Raw genomic sequence first — 15,559 nt, forward strand, 5'->3', positions numbered from 1 at the left:
CGTGTTTCCCCGTGAAAGCTGTGCACAGACTAACGCGTAACGTATCGAAGAAAAGCGGAAAAAATTGCTTTGGATTATCGAGAAATCCGATATGTATTGTGTGGGTTTCCCATTAAGGAAACATTAACGATAGTTGGGTAATCGGCGGTTGCCAGTGCCGACCCTTCGCAGCACAAGGCTGCTCCTACAGGACAGCGCAGTACGTGTAGGAGCAGCCTGGTGCTGCGAATAGGCTGGCAATAAATCAACCCGCTTTGGCCTGGGTATTGGCTACAGCTTTCCTGGCAGGCTCGGACTTGGCAGTTGCCTTCTTGGTCTCGGCAGGCTTGTGGGCCGGTTTGTGCGCCGGTGCATGCTTGCCAGGTGCAGCCTTGGTAGCAGCAGGCTTGGCCGCCGCTTCCTTGACCACAGGTGCTGGTGCAACCGGGGCCGGTGCTTGCGGCGCAGGCACAGGTGCCGGCGCCACTTCCTCGGCCTTGGCAATCGGCTCGGCCTTCATCTCAGGCTTGTCGGCCCCGCCGAACAGGCGCTTGAAGAAGCCCGGCTTGTCCTGCTTGGCCTCATCGACCGCCTTCGGCTCAGCTTTGGCCGGGGCCTTTTCAACCTTGTCGCCCTTGCTGGAAGAGCCGCCAAACAGGTTGGAGAAGAACCCACCCTTGCTCTCCTTGGCCGCCACGGCGCCTGCAGCTGCTGCCGCCGCCACCGGCGCCGCCTTGGCCGGGTCGAACGACTTGCCGGCCAGCAGGTCCTGCACCTGGTTGGCCGCGCGCTGGCCGCTGCGCAGCGCGCCCTCCAGAGTGCCTGGGTAGAGGGCGTCAGTATGCTCACCAGCAAAGGTGATGCGCTGCACCGGGCGCTCCCACAGGCGCCAGTACTTGCTGATCTGGCCCGGGCCATAGGCCAGGTAGGCGCCGCCGGTACCGGCGTCGGTGCTGTAGCGCTTGACCTCGTAGCCTGTGAACGAGCCACGGGCCTGTGGGTAGAACGCATGCAGGCGGATCAGCACCTGGTCGACCATCTGCTTGTCGCCGAACGCCTGAAGCAGGCGAGCGTTGTCACCCGACAGGTTGATCACCACGTTGGCGCCACCCTTGAGCGCAGGTTCGATCCACAGCATGCCCAAGCCAGCGTTACTGAAGATTTCGCCCGACATCCGCGCGCGGCTTTCCCACACCGGCTTCTTGAACTTGAGCATCAGCTGGTCACGCCAGCCATAGTTGGTGCCCTTCAATGCCGCCAGGTGCTGGCTGTCCAGGCCCGGGGTCATCTGGATCTTGGCCAGGGCACGCAGGGGCACGGCCATGACCAGGTAATCGGCCTGGTAGCCGACACTGCCGACTTTGACCGTGACGCCGTCCTTGTCCTGGACGATGGAGGTCACCGGCGAACTGGTCTTGATGGTCTTCAGTTGCTTGACGAAAGCCTGGGCCAGCACCGGGCTGCCGCCGGGCAGGCGAGCGGCACGCAGGTCACGGTCGCTGACGCCGCGATACACGCGGTTCTGCTGAGCGAAGTACAACAGCGACAGGCGCGATGGCTCATCGTAGCGGGTACGGATCTGCTGGTTCACCAACTGACGGGCGGTGGCCGGCAGTTGCAGCTTGTCCAGCCAGGTGGAAACGTTGATCTGGTCGAGGGCGAACAGCGTGCTGTTGGCTTGCGGGTTCAGCGGGTCATCAATCGAACGGGCCAGGTCATCGAGGGTTTTCTCGTAACGTTTGAGCGCATCGGCAGTAGCCGGCTGCTTGGTTGCCAGGTCGGTGGCGCTGAAATACTCGCCGTCGATCAGGTAACCGGGGGTACGTACGAATTCCGGTGCCGGCAGTGTTTCAAGTTTGAAACGGTCAAGGTACTGGTTGAGCACCGGCTGCGCCTTGGCGTTGCCGATCCACTCGCTGGTGGCCAGGCCCGAGCGCCCGCCCATGCCCGGTTTGGCTTCCAGCAGCGTCACCTGCCAGCCTTTGTTCTGCAGCTCATAAGCGGCGGTCAGGCCCGCCAGGCCGCCACCCACGACGATCGCCGAAGGTGTCTTGTCCTTTGCCAGCGCGGCGCCGCTGGACACACCAATCAATACCAACGCGCACAGGCGCACCCAAGCAGCAGCCATGTCGGCGAACTCCGAGTCAGGGGGTTACAGAAACGGGGAGAGGCAGGAATGCCCCGGGAGAGATGCGTTAAGAATACGTCAGGTCTGCGGACCCTGCCAGCGCAGTGACATCAAGTCCTTTTGGCCACTGACAATTTTGCCTGCGACGATTCGGCACGGTAGCAAGCGAAGCTGGCAACCCGGTGAACAGCAGCGGTTGTCCTGCCCTGCGGCATTGCTTAGGCTTACGCGGTCGAACCAAGCCGCAAAGCCAGGAGAAGTGCCCATGGGCCTCAATGATCAGTGGATGCAACGCGACCTCAAGGTCCTGTGGCACCCCTGCACCCAGATGAAAGACCACGAGCAGCTGCCGCTGATCCCGATCAGGCGCGGCGAAGGCGTGTGGCTGGAAGACTTCGAAGGCAAGCGCTACCTGGATGCGGTGAGCAGTTGGTGGGTCAACGTGTTTGGCCATGCCAACCCGCGAATCAACCAGCGCATCAAGGACCAGGTCGACCAGCTGGAGCACGTGATCCTGGCCGGCTTCAGCCACCAACCGGTGATCGAGCTGTCCGAGCGCCTTGTAGCCATGACTCCGGCTGGCCTCGACCGGGTGTTCTATGCCGACAACGGTTCGTCATGTATCGAAGTGGCGCTGAAGATGAGCTTCCACTACTGGCAGAACGTCGGCAAACCGGGCAAGAAGCGCTTCGTCACCCTGACCAACAGCTACCACGGCGAAACCATCGCCGCCATGTCGGTCGGTGATGTGCCGCTGTTCACCGAAACCTACAAGGCGTTGCTGCTCGACACCCTCAAGGTGCCCAGCCCCGACTGCTACCTGCGCCCCGAGGGCACGAGCTGGGAAGAGCACTCGCGCACCATGTTCCAGGCCATGGAACAGACCCTGGCCGAGCACCACGCCTCGATCAGCGCGGTGATCGTCGAACCGCTGATCCAGGGTGCCGGCGGCATGCGCATGTACCACCCGGTGTACCTCAAGCTGCTGCGCGAGGCCTGCGACCGCTACGACGTGCACCTGATCCACGACGAAATCGCCGTGGGCTTCGGCCGCACAGGCACCATGTTCGCCTGTGAACAGGCCGGCATCCGCCCGGACTTCCTGTGCCTGTCCAAGGCCCTGACCGGTGGTTACCTGCCACTGGCTGCCTGCCTGACCACCGACAAGGTGTATCAGGCGTTCTACGACGACTACCCGACCCTGCGCGCATTCCTCCACTCGCACAGCTACACCGGCAACCCGCTGGCCTGCGCCGCAGCGCTGGCGACCCTGGACATCTTCGAGCAGGACAACGTGATCGAGGCCAACAAGGCCCTGGCCACCCGCATGGCCAGCGCCACCGCGCACCTGGCCGACCACGAGCATGTGGCCGAGATTCGTCAGACCGGCATGGCTCTGGCCATCGAAATGGTCCAGGACAAGGCCGGCAAGGTCGCCTACCCGTGGCAGGAGCGCCGTGGCCTTAAAGTGTTCGAGCATGCCCTGACGCGTGGCGCCCTGCTGCGCCCGCTGGGCAGCGTGGTGTACTTCCTGCCGCCCTATGTGATTACGCCGGAGCAAATCGACTTCCTGGCAGAAGTGGCCAGCGAAGGCATCGACATTGCCACCCGCGACAGCGTCAGCGTGGCCGTACCAGCCAACTTCCACCCCGACTTCCGCGACCCGGGCTAGGTCCTACAGCCTGCCGCCTAACCCTGTGGGAGCGGGTTCACCCGCGAATGCGATAGTGGACTCACCGCCGCATTCGCGGGTAAACCCGCTCCCACAGGGTCACATGTCCCCTTTTCGTCCGAGCTGAACCATGAGACTGTCCCGCTTTTTCATCGACGCCCCCCTGAGCCTTGGCGAGCACGACCTGCCCGAAGCCCAGGCCCACTACATCGGCCGCGTATTGCGCATGGCACCCGGCGACCCCGTGCAGTTGTTCGACGGCAGTGGCCAGGAATACCGCGGCCAGTTGCTCGAAGTGGGCAAGAAAGCCGTGCGCGTCAGCCTCGACCAGGCCCTCGCTGGCCAAGCCGATTCACCACTGCACGTGCACCTCGGCCAAGGCCTGTCCCGTGGCGAGCGCATGGACTGGGCAGTCCAGAAAGCCACCGAACTGGGCGCCAACGAAATCACCCCGATCGTGAGCGAACGCTGCGAAGTGCGGCTGAAGGACGAGCGCGCCGACAAGCGCCTGGCCCACTGGCGCCAGGTGGCGATCAGCGCCTGTGAACAATGCGGCCGCTCGACCTTGCCGGTCATCCACCCGCCAGTGACCCTGGCTGAATGGCTGAACACCGCCAAGGCCGACCTGAAACTGGTCCTGCACCCGGTGGCCGAACCGCTCACCAGCCACGCCAAGCCTGCTACCCTGGCCTTCCTCATCGGCCCCGAGGGCGGCCTGAGCGAGGCGGAGGTCGACCAGGCCAAGGCTGCCGGCTTCCATGCAGCACGCCTGGGCCCACGCGTGCTGCGCACCGAAACCGCACCGGTGGTGGCATTGGCGGTGGCGCAGCAACTGTGGGGCGACTTTTAACTAACGCACGTAGAACGACACCGCCACGAAGTGCATGAGGCTGCCGGCGATCACGAACAGATGCCAGATGCCATGCCAGTGGCGGAAGCGGCTGTCGAAGGCGAAGAAGATGATGCCGACGGTATAGAACACCCCGCCGGCGGCCAACCAGGCAAAGCCTGCGCTGCCGAGCGAGTGCAGCAATGGCTTGACCGCCACCAGCACGATCCAGCCCATCACCGCATAGATGATGATCGACAGGATGCGCGCCTCGGATCGCGGCTTGATCTCCTGCAGCATGCCGATCACCGCCAGCCCCCAGACCACCCCGAACAGGCTCCAGCCCCAGGGGCCGCGCAGGCTGACCAGGCAGAATGGCGTGTAGCTGCCGGCGATCAGCAGGTAGATCGACAGGTGATCGAGCTTGCGCATGATCACCTTCGCCCGCCCGCGAGTGCTGTGGTACAGGGTAGAAATGCTGTACAGCAACAACAAGGTGCTGCCGTAGATGGAGAAACTGACGATCTTCCACGGGTCGCCCTGCAGGCCCGCGACCACGATCAGCCAGATGGCACCGATACAGGCCAGGACGGCACCGACCAGGTGGGTCCAGGCGTTGAAGCGTTCACCGTAGTACATGCAAACACAGACCTCCTGAGGTGGGCTGGGTTCCTGCGTCGTTCTGTTCCGGCCTCTTCGCGGGTGAACCCGCTCCCACAGGTACGGCACTGCCCTCAGGCTTTTGGGGGCCCCTGTGGGAGCGGGTTCACCCGCGAAGAGGCCCTATGGCTTACATCCTACCCAAAGTCAGGTTGCAGTTCCGCGTCACGCACCAGCCGTTCCAGCCCGACCAGGTCCGGCACCCGCGCCACCTGCTCGCCCACCTGCACTGCCGCCAGCTCCAGCCGGCCCAGCGCCACGTCCACGTAGTTCAGTTGGCTGTCGAGCTTGCACGAGCGCGGTATGTCTTGCAGCAACAACGCCAGGTAGCGCAGGCCGGTATCACCCAGGGCATTGAGCACCACCACGCGGGCCCGCTCGCCGCAGGGTGTCTCGCCACCGCACGCGGCTTCGAAGCCGATCAGCGGCAGGCGCTGCTGGCGCCAGTCGATCCAGCCCAGGTGCCAGGCCGGCTCGCCGCGTTGACACACCAGGTTGCGCTGACCACTCAGTTCGGCCACCGCCACGTTGGGCAACACCAAGGTACGGTCGCCCAACGGCAGCAAAAGCCCGGTCAGGCTGCTGCGCTGGCCGGCGATCAGTTCAAGCATGGGTCTGGCTCCAGTGGGCAATGCTCTGCAACAGGACCGACTCCTGATAAGGCTTGCCCAGGTATTCGTTGACGCCGATGGCCATCGCTCGGTCGCGGTGCTTCTGCCCGGTGCGCGAGGTGATCATGATGATCGGCAAGTCTTTCAGCCGCTCGTCACGGCGGATGCGTGTGGCCACCTCGAAGCCGTCCATGCGCGGCATCTCGATGTCCAGCAGCAGCACATCGGGGCGGTGCTCTTCCAACAGGGCCATGGCATCAACCCCGTCCTTGGCCGTCAGCACGCTCATGCCGTGCCGTTCCAGCAGGCGGCTGGTGACCTTGCGCACGGTCACCGAATCGTCCACCACCATTACCAGCAACGCCCGCCGTGGCGCCGGGCCGAACACTTGGCGCCGGGCCGCACCATCGCCCGGCAGGCGCGCCAGGCGCCGCTGCTGGCCACGCAACTGGCCCAGCAGGTCGAGAATCAATACCACCCGGCCATCGCCCAGCAGCGTCGCCCCCGACAACCCGGCAACCGCGGCAAACTGCGGCCCCAGGCTCTTCACCACGATCTCGCGGCTGGGCGACAGGCTGTCGGCCTGGATGGCGAACGATTGCTCCTGGGAATGCACCAGCAACACCGGCAGCGGCACGCTCTGCCCGAGCAATGCCGGGCGTGGCATGCCCTGCAGCAGTTCACCCAGGTAGCGCAGCTCGTATTCGTGGCCGGCGTACACATAACGCGGGGCATCCAGCTGGTAGCACGCCGCCAGTTCGGCCGGCGGCACGCGGACGATGCCCTCGATGGTGTTCAGCGGAATGGCGTACTGCTCTTCGCCCAGATGCACCATCAGCGCACGGTTGACCGACACGGTGAACGGCAGGCGGATCAGGAAGCGCGCGCCCTTGCCCTGGGCCGACTCGATACTCATCGAGCCGCCCAGTTGCTTGACCTCCTCATGTACCACGTCCATGCCCAGGCCACGCCCGGAGATCTGGGTGATCTTCTCGGCAGTGGAAAAGCCCGGGCGCAAGATGAACTGGAGGATTTCGTGATCGCTCAGTTGCGCCTGCGGGTCCAGCAGGCCGCGTTTGATGGCCTTGCGGCGCACCGCTTCCAGTGGCACGCCGGCACCGTCGTCGGTCATTTCGATTACGATGTCCGCGCCTTCGTGCAGCAGATTCAGGTGAATGGTGCCCTGCTCCGGCTTGCCGGCGGCCAGGCGCATTTCGCGGCTTTCCAGGCCATGATCGACGGCGTTGCGCAGCATGTGCTCCAGCGGCGCCACCATACGTTCGAGCACGCTGCGGTCCAGTTCGCCCTCGGCATTGCCGACCACCAGCTCCACCTGCTTGCCCAGCTCGCTGGCCACCTGCCGTACCACACGCTGCAAGCGCGGCACCAGGCGCTCGAAGGGCACCATCAGGGTGGCGGTCAGGCCTTCCTGCAACTGGCTGTTCACCCGCGCCTGCTGCTGCAGCAGGCTGTAGGCCTCCTGGGCGCGCTGTGCCAGGGTTTCCTTGAGGTCCAGCAAATCCGAGGCGGACTCGAACAGGGCCCGCGACAGCTGCTGCAGTTGCGAGTGGCGGTCCATTTCCAGCGGGTCGAAGTCGTCATACGCATCACCTTCGAACTGCTGCCGGCTGGATATCCGCCCTTGGGTCTCGATGTCCAGGCGCAGCAACTGGTCGCGCATGCGCTCGAGGGTGGTTTCCATCTCGTTGAGGGTGAACTGCGCATCGTTGACCTGCTGCTCGATGCGCCCACGGATGATCGAGTGCTCACCGGCCAGGTTGCCCAGGTCGTCGAGCAACTCGGCATCGACCTTGACCATGTCGCCCGGTGCCCGCTCCGGTGCCACCGCCGGCGCCTCACTGGTCGCGGCCTCGACCGCCCCCTGGCCGGCGGCGCTATCGGCCAGGGCCGAGAAGCTGAAGTTGCGGATGTAGTCGATCAGCGCGGTGGCGGCATGCAACGGCTGCCCCAGGCGCACGGCATCGAGCATGTGCGCCAGGCGGTCATGGCAGTTCTGCAGCAAGGCGAACAATGGTGCGCTAGGCGGCATACGGCCAGCGGCCAGCAGCTCGTAGAGAAACTCCAGCTCGTGGGCCAGGTCGCCGATCGGCGCAATTTCGACCATGCGCGCCACACCCTTGAGGGTGTGCAGGTCGCGCATCAGGTTGTCCACCTCCACACTGTTGCGCGGGTCGGCCTGCCAACGCGCCAGTGCTGCGGCGGCACTCTCGACGATGTCCGAGCTTTCTTCGAGGAAGACTTCCAGCAGCTCTTCGCCTGGGCTTTCCGGCTCTTCGACCAGCGGCTCGGCCACAGCAGGCAGCAAAGGGTGGTGCGCCGGCCCCAGGCCAAGGGTATCGGCCAGGTCCATGTCCGGGTGCAGCGGCGTGACCGTGTCGATGCCCACCAGGCCGGTAGCCTCCGGAGCCAGGGCCTGGCCCAGCAGGTGGCGCAGGCTGTCGACCAGCCCCGGCCTTGGCGGGATGTCCTGCCCGGCCGCCACTTCGTCGAGCATGTCCAGCAGGGCCTCATGGGCCCGTTGCACGTGGGCGAAGAAACGCGCATCGGCGGGCAGGCTGCCCTCCTCCACGGCGCCGTACAGGTCGAGCAAGGCCTCGCACACGTCATCCATCTGCCACAGGTCGGCCGAGTGTGCTGCGTGGCCCAAGGTGGTCAGTTCGTCGAGCAGCGTGTCCAGCGCATCGCGCTGGCCGGGCTGTTCCTGCCAGCGCGACAGCAACGATTCGGCATCCAGCAGGATATCCATGGCCTGGGCCAGGAAACTGGCAATCAACTGCGGGTCGCGCTTGCTGCGCCGCTGATGCTGCGAGTCGTCATGCAAGCTGGCCAAGTGCGCGTCCACCGCCTGGCCAACCTGCTCGATCAGCTCCGCGGCACCAGGGATGGCCGCCAGCGGCGTACTATCGAGTTGCGCCAGGCCCAGGTGGAACAGCGAGCGAGCAGCTTCCAGCCATTCGATCTCGGCCATTTGCAGAGGCAGTTGGTGGCCTTTGTATTCACGTGCCAGGCGATCGAAGGCGGTGGCCAGTTCGGCGACCGGCATCACCCCGGCCATGGCGGCACTGCCCTTGAGCGTATGCAGGGCGCGCTGCAGGCCATCGCTGACCTGCGTATCGTGGCCGTCGGCGCCTTGCAGGAAAGCATCCAGGCTGGCCAGGTGGCCCTGCGCCTCGCTACGGAAAATGTCGAGCAATTGCGGGTCGAGACCATCGATGTCAGCTGCCACCGGGGCATCGTTTTCGGCCAGGGCATGCAGGTGCCCGGCCAGCTCCTCGATTTCCGTCAGTTGCGGTAACTGGCCTGCGGCAAAGTCGGCGAGCAGGTCGGGCAGGTAGACGAACACCTGCTGCAGGGCCACAACGCCTTCCGGGCCGAGCACGCTGCGGCCCTCGAGTACCCGGTTCAGCAGGTGTTCGGCGCCCCAGGCCAGTTCGGCCACCGCCTCGGCATGCACCATGCGGCCGCTGCCCTTGAGCGTATGCAAGGCACGGCGCACTTCTCCCAATGCCTCGCGCTGCTGGTTGTCGGCACGCCAGCGCAGCCAGTGGCGCTCGATTTCCGGCAGCAGCTCACCGGCCTCGTCGAGGAACACTTCACGCAACTCGTCATCGATGCCATCAGCGCTGCCATCGCGGCCCGCGGTGGCCTCGACCAGCGCGCAGTGCACCCCCAGCGCCGCAAGGCTGGCGCGCGCCATGTCGATGAAGGGCTGGCCATCCGCCAATGGGTCCGCCACCCGCCATTGCAGGTAGCATTCGGCGGCGCTCAGGGCCTCGGCCAGGTGCGTCAGCTCATCGGCTGGGGGCTCCATCTCCAGGTGCTGCAGCCAGCGCTGCACATAGCTGGCGCAACCGGCAAACAGCTCGGCCACGGCTGGTAGCATCAACATCGCCAGCGCACCGCGAATCTGCTGCAACAGCCCTGGCAAAGGTTGCAGGCGTTGCCGCGGCCAGCCGGACTCCAGGCAATCGCCGATCAGGTCCTTGGCCTGCTGCAGTACGTTCAGCGACTCGTTCAACACCAGTTGGCGGATCTCGGCCAGGTCCGAGCCCGGCAGGCCGCCCTGGCCGTTTTCCTCCAGCGGGCCGACCATGCCGTTGAGCGTAGCCTCCACGTACAGCAAGGCCCCTGCTACATCCATCAATACCGCGTCGTCCACGGCCCGCTCGCCCTGGGCCAGGGCCTGCAGCGCCAGCACCTGGTCGATGATCACCCGGCGTGGCTGCTGGAAGCCCAGCACTGCCAGGGTGTCGGCCACGTGGCGCAGGGGCGCCAGCAGGGCATCGAGCTGCTCGCTGTCCTGGCGGTCGCCACGCACGAACTGGTCCAGCCGCTCCTTGATGCGCATCAGGTCGTCGCACAGCGCGGTCACCACCGAGCGCAGGGCATCGCGGCCAGGCCCTGCCTGCAGCTGCTCGCGCCAGTTGCCCAGCGACAGGTCGAGGTTGGCCAGGTCGTCGGCACCGGCAAAGCGTTGGGCGGCGCCGCTGATCAGGCTGGCCTGGGCCAATGGCTCCTCGCCACGGCAGGCACGCAGTTGGTTGAGCAGCGGCAGCATCACCAGAGGCAGGTCGTGGCGGGCGCCGCGCAGGCGCTCCAGGTACGACGGCAATTGCTCCAGGCCGCGGAACAACGCGCCCAGGCAATCACCGCGGGGGCTGACCTGGCCATCGGCCAGGGCCTTGGCGAACAGTTCCAGTTCTTCGGCCAGGCGCGTGGCGCCGCGCAGTTCGAGCATGCGCAGGCAGCCGTGCACCTGGTGCAGGTTGTCGACCACGAATGCCAGCATCGACAGGTCGCCAGGCTCGCCGGCAAAGCGCTCCAGCGCCTGGCGCGCCTGGCCCAGGCAGTCGAGGATGGCGGCCTTGGTCCAGGCCAGCGCCACCGTGTCGTGGCGCTCAGGGCTTACTGGTGCTACAGCCATGGGCACTCCTCGGCGCGGCTCTTCAGCAGGACCATTCACTTGGGCTCTGCTGGTGGCGGCAGGGTGAATCCGGACACCGAACGGCGCATCTCGCTGGCCATGCGTGCCAGGTGGCGGATGCTGTCGGCGGTGGCGCCGGAACCGGCGGAGGTCTGCGCGGTAATCTGCTGGATGACCGCCATGGTGTGGGAGATCTGCCCGGCAGACGAAGTCTGCAGCTGGGCGGCATCGGAGATGCTGTGGATAAGATCGGCGAGGTTCTGCGATACGCCTTCGATCTCGGCCAGCGCCACCCCGGCATCCTGGGCCAGGCGGGCACCGCGCACCACTTCGGCGGTGGTCTGCTCCATGGAAATGACCGCCTCGTTGGTGTCGGCCTGGATGGTGCGCACTAGCGCCTCGATCTGCCGGGTGGCCGACGACGAGCGCTCGGCCAGGCGCTGCACTTCGTCGGCAACCACGGCGAACCCACGGCCAGCCTCGCCGGCCAGCGAGGCCTGAATCGCCGCGTTGAGCGCGAGAATGTTGGTTTGGTCGGCAATGTCGTCAATCAGGCTGACGATATCGCCGATTTCCTGGGAAGACTCACCGAGGCGCTTGATGCGTTTGGCGGTGTCCTGGATCTGCTCGCGAATGTTGTCCATGCCGTTGATGGTGTTGTGCACCACCTCGTTGCCCTTGTTGGCGATCGCCACCGAGCGTTCGGCCACCTTGGCCGACTCGTAGGCGTGTGCCGAAACCCGGTCTATCGACTCGACCATGTCGCCTACCGCCTCGGATGCCTCGCTGATCTGCTCGGCCTGGTGTTCGGAGGCCTTGGCCAGCTGGCGTGCGGTGTTCTGTGTGTCCTGCACGGCGGCAGCGACCTGCACGGCGCTGTGGTTGATGGTGGCGACCAGGTCGCGCAGTTGGTCCACGGAATAGTTGATCGAATCGGCAATGGCGCCGGTGAAGTCTTCGGTCACCGATACGGTCACGGTCAGGTCGCCGTCAGCCAGCTCTTCGATTTCATCGAGCAGGCGCATGATCGCCTGCTGGTTGCGTTCGTTCTTTTCCGCTGTCTCACGCAGCTGGCGGTTGGTGGTGCGCACCATCACCAGGCCGATGAGGATGATCGAAGCCAGCGCCAGCAGGCCCAGCACATAGCCGCCGACAGTGTCGAGGGTGCGCCCGCCGGCCAGGTTCTCGAAACCGTTGGCCAGGTGCGAGGCCTCGTCGAGCAGGGTTTGCGACAGGCTGAAGATGTTGCCGGCAGCCTCGCGCACCCGGAACAGTTCCGGCGAGGTTTCGAGGATTTCATCCACCGAGCCGGCAACGAACTGGAACAGCTCGGCAATTTCGGCCAGGCGCGCACGAGCGTCGGCGTCTTCGACACGGGTCACCTGGATCGCCGCGTTGCCACTGAGCATGCCCTCGAGCACCTGGCCGAAGCGCCCGGCATCGCGGCCGAAGGCGTCGGCCGCCTGGGCCGCGGCGTCGTCACCGGCCAGCACGGTGTTGACCGAGCCAAGAATGCGTTCGGCCAGCAGCAGCTGACGCTGGGCTACAGCCACCTGGCTGGCCGGGGCGCCGCTCTGCAGCAGGATTTCGACCACTTTCTCGTATTCCACCTGCAACTGCGGCACGGTCTCGGCCAGGGTCGCCGCCACCTGGTGCAGCGACAGCACCGTCTGCTCGCTGGCCAGGATGGTGTCGGTGTTCTTGCGCAGGTTTTCCCAGTCGCGGCGTACCGCCTCCATCTCGTCACGCACCGTGGGCGGCGCGGGTGGCAGGCCGGTGGACTTGTCACCTTCACGCAGGTAGCCCCAGCGCCGCTCGAAATCGTTGCGCGCGTCCGACAGCAGTTTGAAGGCCAGGGCCTTGCCGGTGGCGGCTTCCGTGGCGTTCTTGGCGATGCGCTGCGACAGCACCCGCAGTTCGCCGGCGTGGCCGATGTACTGCTTGTCGTAGTTGGACTGGGTATTCAGGTAGGCAAAGTTGGCGAACAGCAGGATGATCGACAGGATCAGGATCAGGAACAACAAGGTGATCTGCGCGATGCTGCGGGTACGCGGGGTCACGGTGGTGACGGGGGTGACAGGCTTGTTCACGTTCGCAGGTCCTATAACGCCACATCGAGAAAGCCCGGCGCCTGGGCCAGGGCGAAGGGGCTGAAGATCGCCCAGTTGCGTTCACGCGGGAAGTGCCCCTGCACGAAAGGTGCAGCGGCGCGGATCAGCGGCTGTGGTGGCGACAGCTGCAGGCTGTCGAGGGCAAAGTGCTGCAGGCCCAGCACCTCGTCCACCAGCAGGCCGACGAACAGGTCCTCGTGGTCCAGCACCAGCACCCGCCGCTGCTTGCCCGGGGCGGCGTGGCCCAGGCCGAAGAAGCTGCTCAGGTCCATCACCGGCAACAGCCGGCCGCGCAGGTTGGCTACCCCGCACACCCACGGCTGCACGCCGGGCACGCGGCTGCTGCGCGGTTCGCGCAGCACCTCGGCCACCTCGCCCATGGGCGCGACGAACCATTGCCCGGCAATACGAAAGCCGATGCCGCTCCACTGTTGCAGGCGGTTGTCCTGCGGCGGCTGGTCGGCGACCAGCAGGCGGCAGCGCCGGTCGATGTCCAGCAACAACTCGAAGGCGGTCAGCGACGCGCCCTGCGGGCGGGTGGTCAAGCCCCGAGCACTTCTTTGAGCTTGGCGATCAACGCGTCCTCTTCCACCGGTTTGGTCAGGAAGTCACGAGCGCCCTGGCGCGTGGCCCAGATACGGTCGGTTTCCTGGTCCTTGGTGGTGACCACGATCACCGGGATGGCGCTGGTTTCCGGGTCCTTGCTGAGCTGGCGGGTGGCCTGGAAGCCGTTCATGCCGGGCATGACGATGTCCATCAGCACTGCGTCGGGCTTGTCCTGCCTGGCCAGGGCCACGCCATCGGCACCGTTGTTGGCCTTGAGCACCTGGTAGCCGTGCTTTTCCAGCCATTCGGTCAATCGGTACATCTCTGTCGGCGAGTCGTCGACAATCAGAACTCGGGCCATGCTGGTTCCCCATCAGGAAAGAAAGACCGTGCCATGGCGGGGCGCGGTCAGGGTGCGTGTTGTTGGGCTGCGGCAAAACCGGGCACGTGGGCGCGGATCGCGTCGAGCAGTTCTTCCTTGCTGAACGGTTTGGTCAGGAACTGGTCGGAGCCGACCACCCGGCCGCGGGCCTTGTCGAACAGGCCGTCACGTGACGACAGCAAAATGACCGGGGTGTCCTTGAAGGCACTGTTGTGCTTGATTACCGCGCAGGTCTGGTAGCCGTCCAGGCGCGGCATCAACACATCGACGAAGATGATGCTGGGCTGGTGGTCGACGATCTTGGCCAGGGCATCGAAGCCATCGCTGGCGGTGATCACCTCGCAGCCCGCTTCACCGAGCAACATCTGCGCGGTGCGGCGGATCGTGCGCGAATCGTCGATCACCATCACCTTCAGGGGTTGTTCCATCACTTGGGCTACCGTCGCTGCTTATGCCGAATTCCTGGGGCCGCTTCGCGCCCCTATCGCGACACAAGGCCGCTCCTACAAGGGACCGCAATCTCCTGTAGGAGCGGCCTTGCGTCGCGATAGGGCTGCGCAGCAGCCGCAAAGGCCTGTTGTATAGCGCTATGACTGGCATTTTTAGCACACTCCGGGTGGCCGTTCCATCTGCGGAGCCCCTTGACCGGCGGCGCTCACGGCGCCACCCTGAGCCACTTTTCTTTCGATCCATCGCGGCCATGCGCCGCCAAGAGGAACCACCCCATGAGCGTTCGCCTCGGCATTGTCATGGACCCCATCGCGTCCATCTCCTACAAGAAGGACAGCTCGCTGGCCATGTTGCTGGCCGCACAGGCACGCGGCTGGAGCCTGTTCTACATGGAACAGCGCGACATGTACCTGGGCGCCGGCCAGGCCCGTGCACAGATGCGCCCGCTGAAAGTGTTCGCCGACCCGGCCCGCTGGTTCGAGCTGGGCGAGGAGCAGGACAGCGCGCTGGCCGAGCTGGACGTGGTCCTGATGCGCAAGGACCCGCCCTTCGACATGGAGTTCGTCTACAGCACCTACCTGCTCGAGCAGGCCGAGCGCGAAGGCGTGCTGGTGGTCAACCGCCCGCAGAGCCTGCGCGACTGCAACGAAAAACTGTTCGCCACCCAGTTCCCGCAGTGCATGGCGCCGACCCTGGTCAGCCGCCGTGTCGACATCCTGCGCGAGTTCGCCAACAGCCGTGGGGATGTGATCCTCAAGCCGCTGGACGGCATGGGCGGCGCCTCGGTGTTCCGCCACCGCAAGGACGACCCGAACCTGTCGGTGATCCTGGAAACCCTGACCCAGCACGGCAACCAGCAGATCATGGCGCAGGAATACCTGCCGCAGATCGTCGACGGCGACAAGCGCATCCTGATGATCGACGGCGAGCCGGTGGACTACTGCCTGGCGCGTATCCCGGCCAGCGGCGAGACCCGTGGCAACCTGGCCGCCGGTGGCCGTGGCGAGGCACGCCCGCTGACCGACCGCGACCGCTGGATCGCCGCCCAGGTCGGCCCGACCCTGCGCGAGAAGGGCCTGATGTTCGTGGGCCTGGACGTGATCGGCGACTACCTCACCGAAATCAATGTCACCAGCCCCACCTGCATCCGCGAGATCGATGCCGCCTACAACACCGATATCGGCGGGAAATTGATGGATGCCATTGATCGCCAGCTGAAGGCGCGCTGACCGCCGACGCACGGCAA

General features: G+C 65.4%; 11 protein-coding genes. 3 read left to right on the forward strand and 8 right to left on the reverse strand.

Annotated features, from left to right (window positions below; all coding sequences use genetic code 11):
• Positions 1-244 precede the first annotated feature (244 nt).
• Positions 245-2,107, reverse strand: coding sequence for a flavin monoamine oxidase family protein (locus V3314_RS01535; protein WP_196182416.1), 1,863 nt, complete (start codon positions 2,105-2,107; stop codon positions 245-247).
• 265 nt (positions 2,108-2,372) lie between these two features.
• On the opposite strand from V3314_RS01535, the gene V3314_RS01540 reads away from it, so the two are divergent.
• Together V3314_RS01540 and V3314_RS01545 are read left to right on the forward strand one after the other, a co-directional pair.
• The gene (locus tag V3314_RS01540) at positions 2,373-3,779 is read left to right on the forward strand and encodes an adenosylmethionine--8-amino-7-oxononanoate transaminase (RefSeq protein WP_046613430.1); all 1,407 of its coding nucleotides are present in this window, start codon (positions 2,373-2,375) and stop codon (positions 3,777-3,779) included.
• A 130-nt stretch (positions 3,780-3,909) separates the two neighbouring features.
• On the forward strand, positions 3,910-4,629 hold the full coding sequence (locus V3314_RS01545) for a 16S rRNA (uracil(1498)-N(3))-methyltransferase (protein WP_338459850.1): 720 nt from the start codon (positions 3,910-3,912) through the stop codon (positions 4,627-4,629).
• Here the strand turns inward: V3314_RS01545 and V3314_RS01550 are convergent, their stop codons facing one another.
• The 7 genes from V3314_RS01550 to V3314_RS01580 all read right to left on the reverse strand — a co-directional run bounded on the left by V3314_RS01550 (position 4,630) and on the right by V3314_RS01580 (position 14,291).
• Entirely contained in the window at positions 4,630-5,247 is a 618-nt protein-coding gene (locus V3314_RS01550) for a hemolysin III family protein (RefSeq protein WP_013974522.1), read from the reverse strand. It abuts the gene before it with no gap.
• A 158-nt stretch (positions 5,248-5,405) separates the two neighbouring features.
• A complete protein-coding gene (locus V3314_RS01555; protein ID WP_046613432.1) occupies positions 5,406-5,879 on the reverse strand; it encodes a chemotaxis protein CheW in 474 nt (157 codons plus the stop codon).
• A complete protein-coding gene (locus V3314_RS01560) occupies positions 5,872-10,824 on the reverse strand; it encodes an Hpt domain-containing protein (RefSeq protein ID WP_338459851.1) in 4,953 nt (1,650 codons plus the stop codon). The genes V3314_RS01555 and V3314_RS01560 overlap by 8 nt, the downstream gene beginning before the upstream one ends.
• A gap of 35 nt (positions 10,825-10,859) precedes the next feature.
• Positions 10,860-12,884, reverse strand: coding sequence for a methyl-accepting chemotaxis protein (locus V3314_RS01565; RefSeq protein WP_235431385.1), 2,025 nt, complete (start codon positions 12,882-12,884; stop codon positions 10,860-10,862).
• 41 nt (positions 12,885-12,925) lie between these two features.
• A complete protein-coding gene (locus tag V3314_RS01570; RefSeq protein WP_003257767.1) occupies positions 12,926-13,480 on the reverse strand; it encodes a chemotaxis protein CheW in 555 nt (184 codons plus the stop codon).
• Positions 13,477-13,842, reverse strand: a complete 366-nt coding sequence (gene pilH, locus V3314_RS01575; RefSeq protein WP_025340906.1) for a twitching motility response regulator PilH — start codon at positions 13,840-13,842, stop codon at positions 13,477-13,479. Before pilH ends, V3314_RS01570 begins: the two co-directional genes overlap by 4 nt.
• A 47-nt stretch (positions 13,843-13,889) precedes the next feature.
• The gene (locus V3314_RS01580) at positions 13,890-14,291 is read right to left on the reverse strand and encodes a response regulator (RefSeq protein ID WP_003257770.1); all 402 of its coding nucleotides are present in this window, start codon (positions 14,289-14,291) and stop codon (positions 13,890-13,892) included.
• Positions 14,292-14,588: 297 nt separating this feature from the next.
• Here V3314_RS01580 and gshB point away from each other — a divergent pair, with 297 nt between their 5' ends.
• A complete protein-coding gene (gene gshB, locus V3314_RS01585) occupies positions 14,589-15,542 on the forward strand; it encodes a glutathione synthase (protein ID WP_338459852.1) in 954 nt (317 codons plus the stop codon).
• Positions 15,543-15,559 lie beyond the last annotated feature (17 nt).

Origin of the sequence: Pseudomonas sp. TE3-3-F2023, from assembly GCF_036784815.1 — a bacterium.
Lineage (GTDB): Bacteria > Pseudomonadota > Gammaproteobacteria > Pseudomonadales > Pseudomonadaceae > Aquipseudomonas > Aquipseudomonas pudica.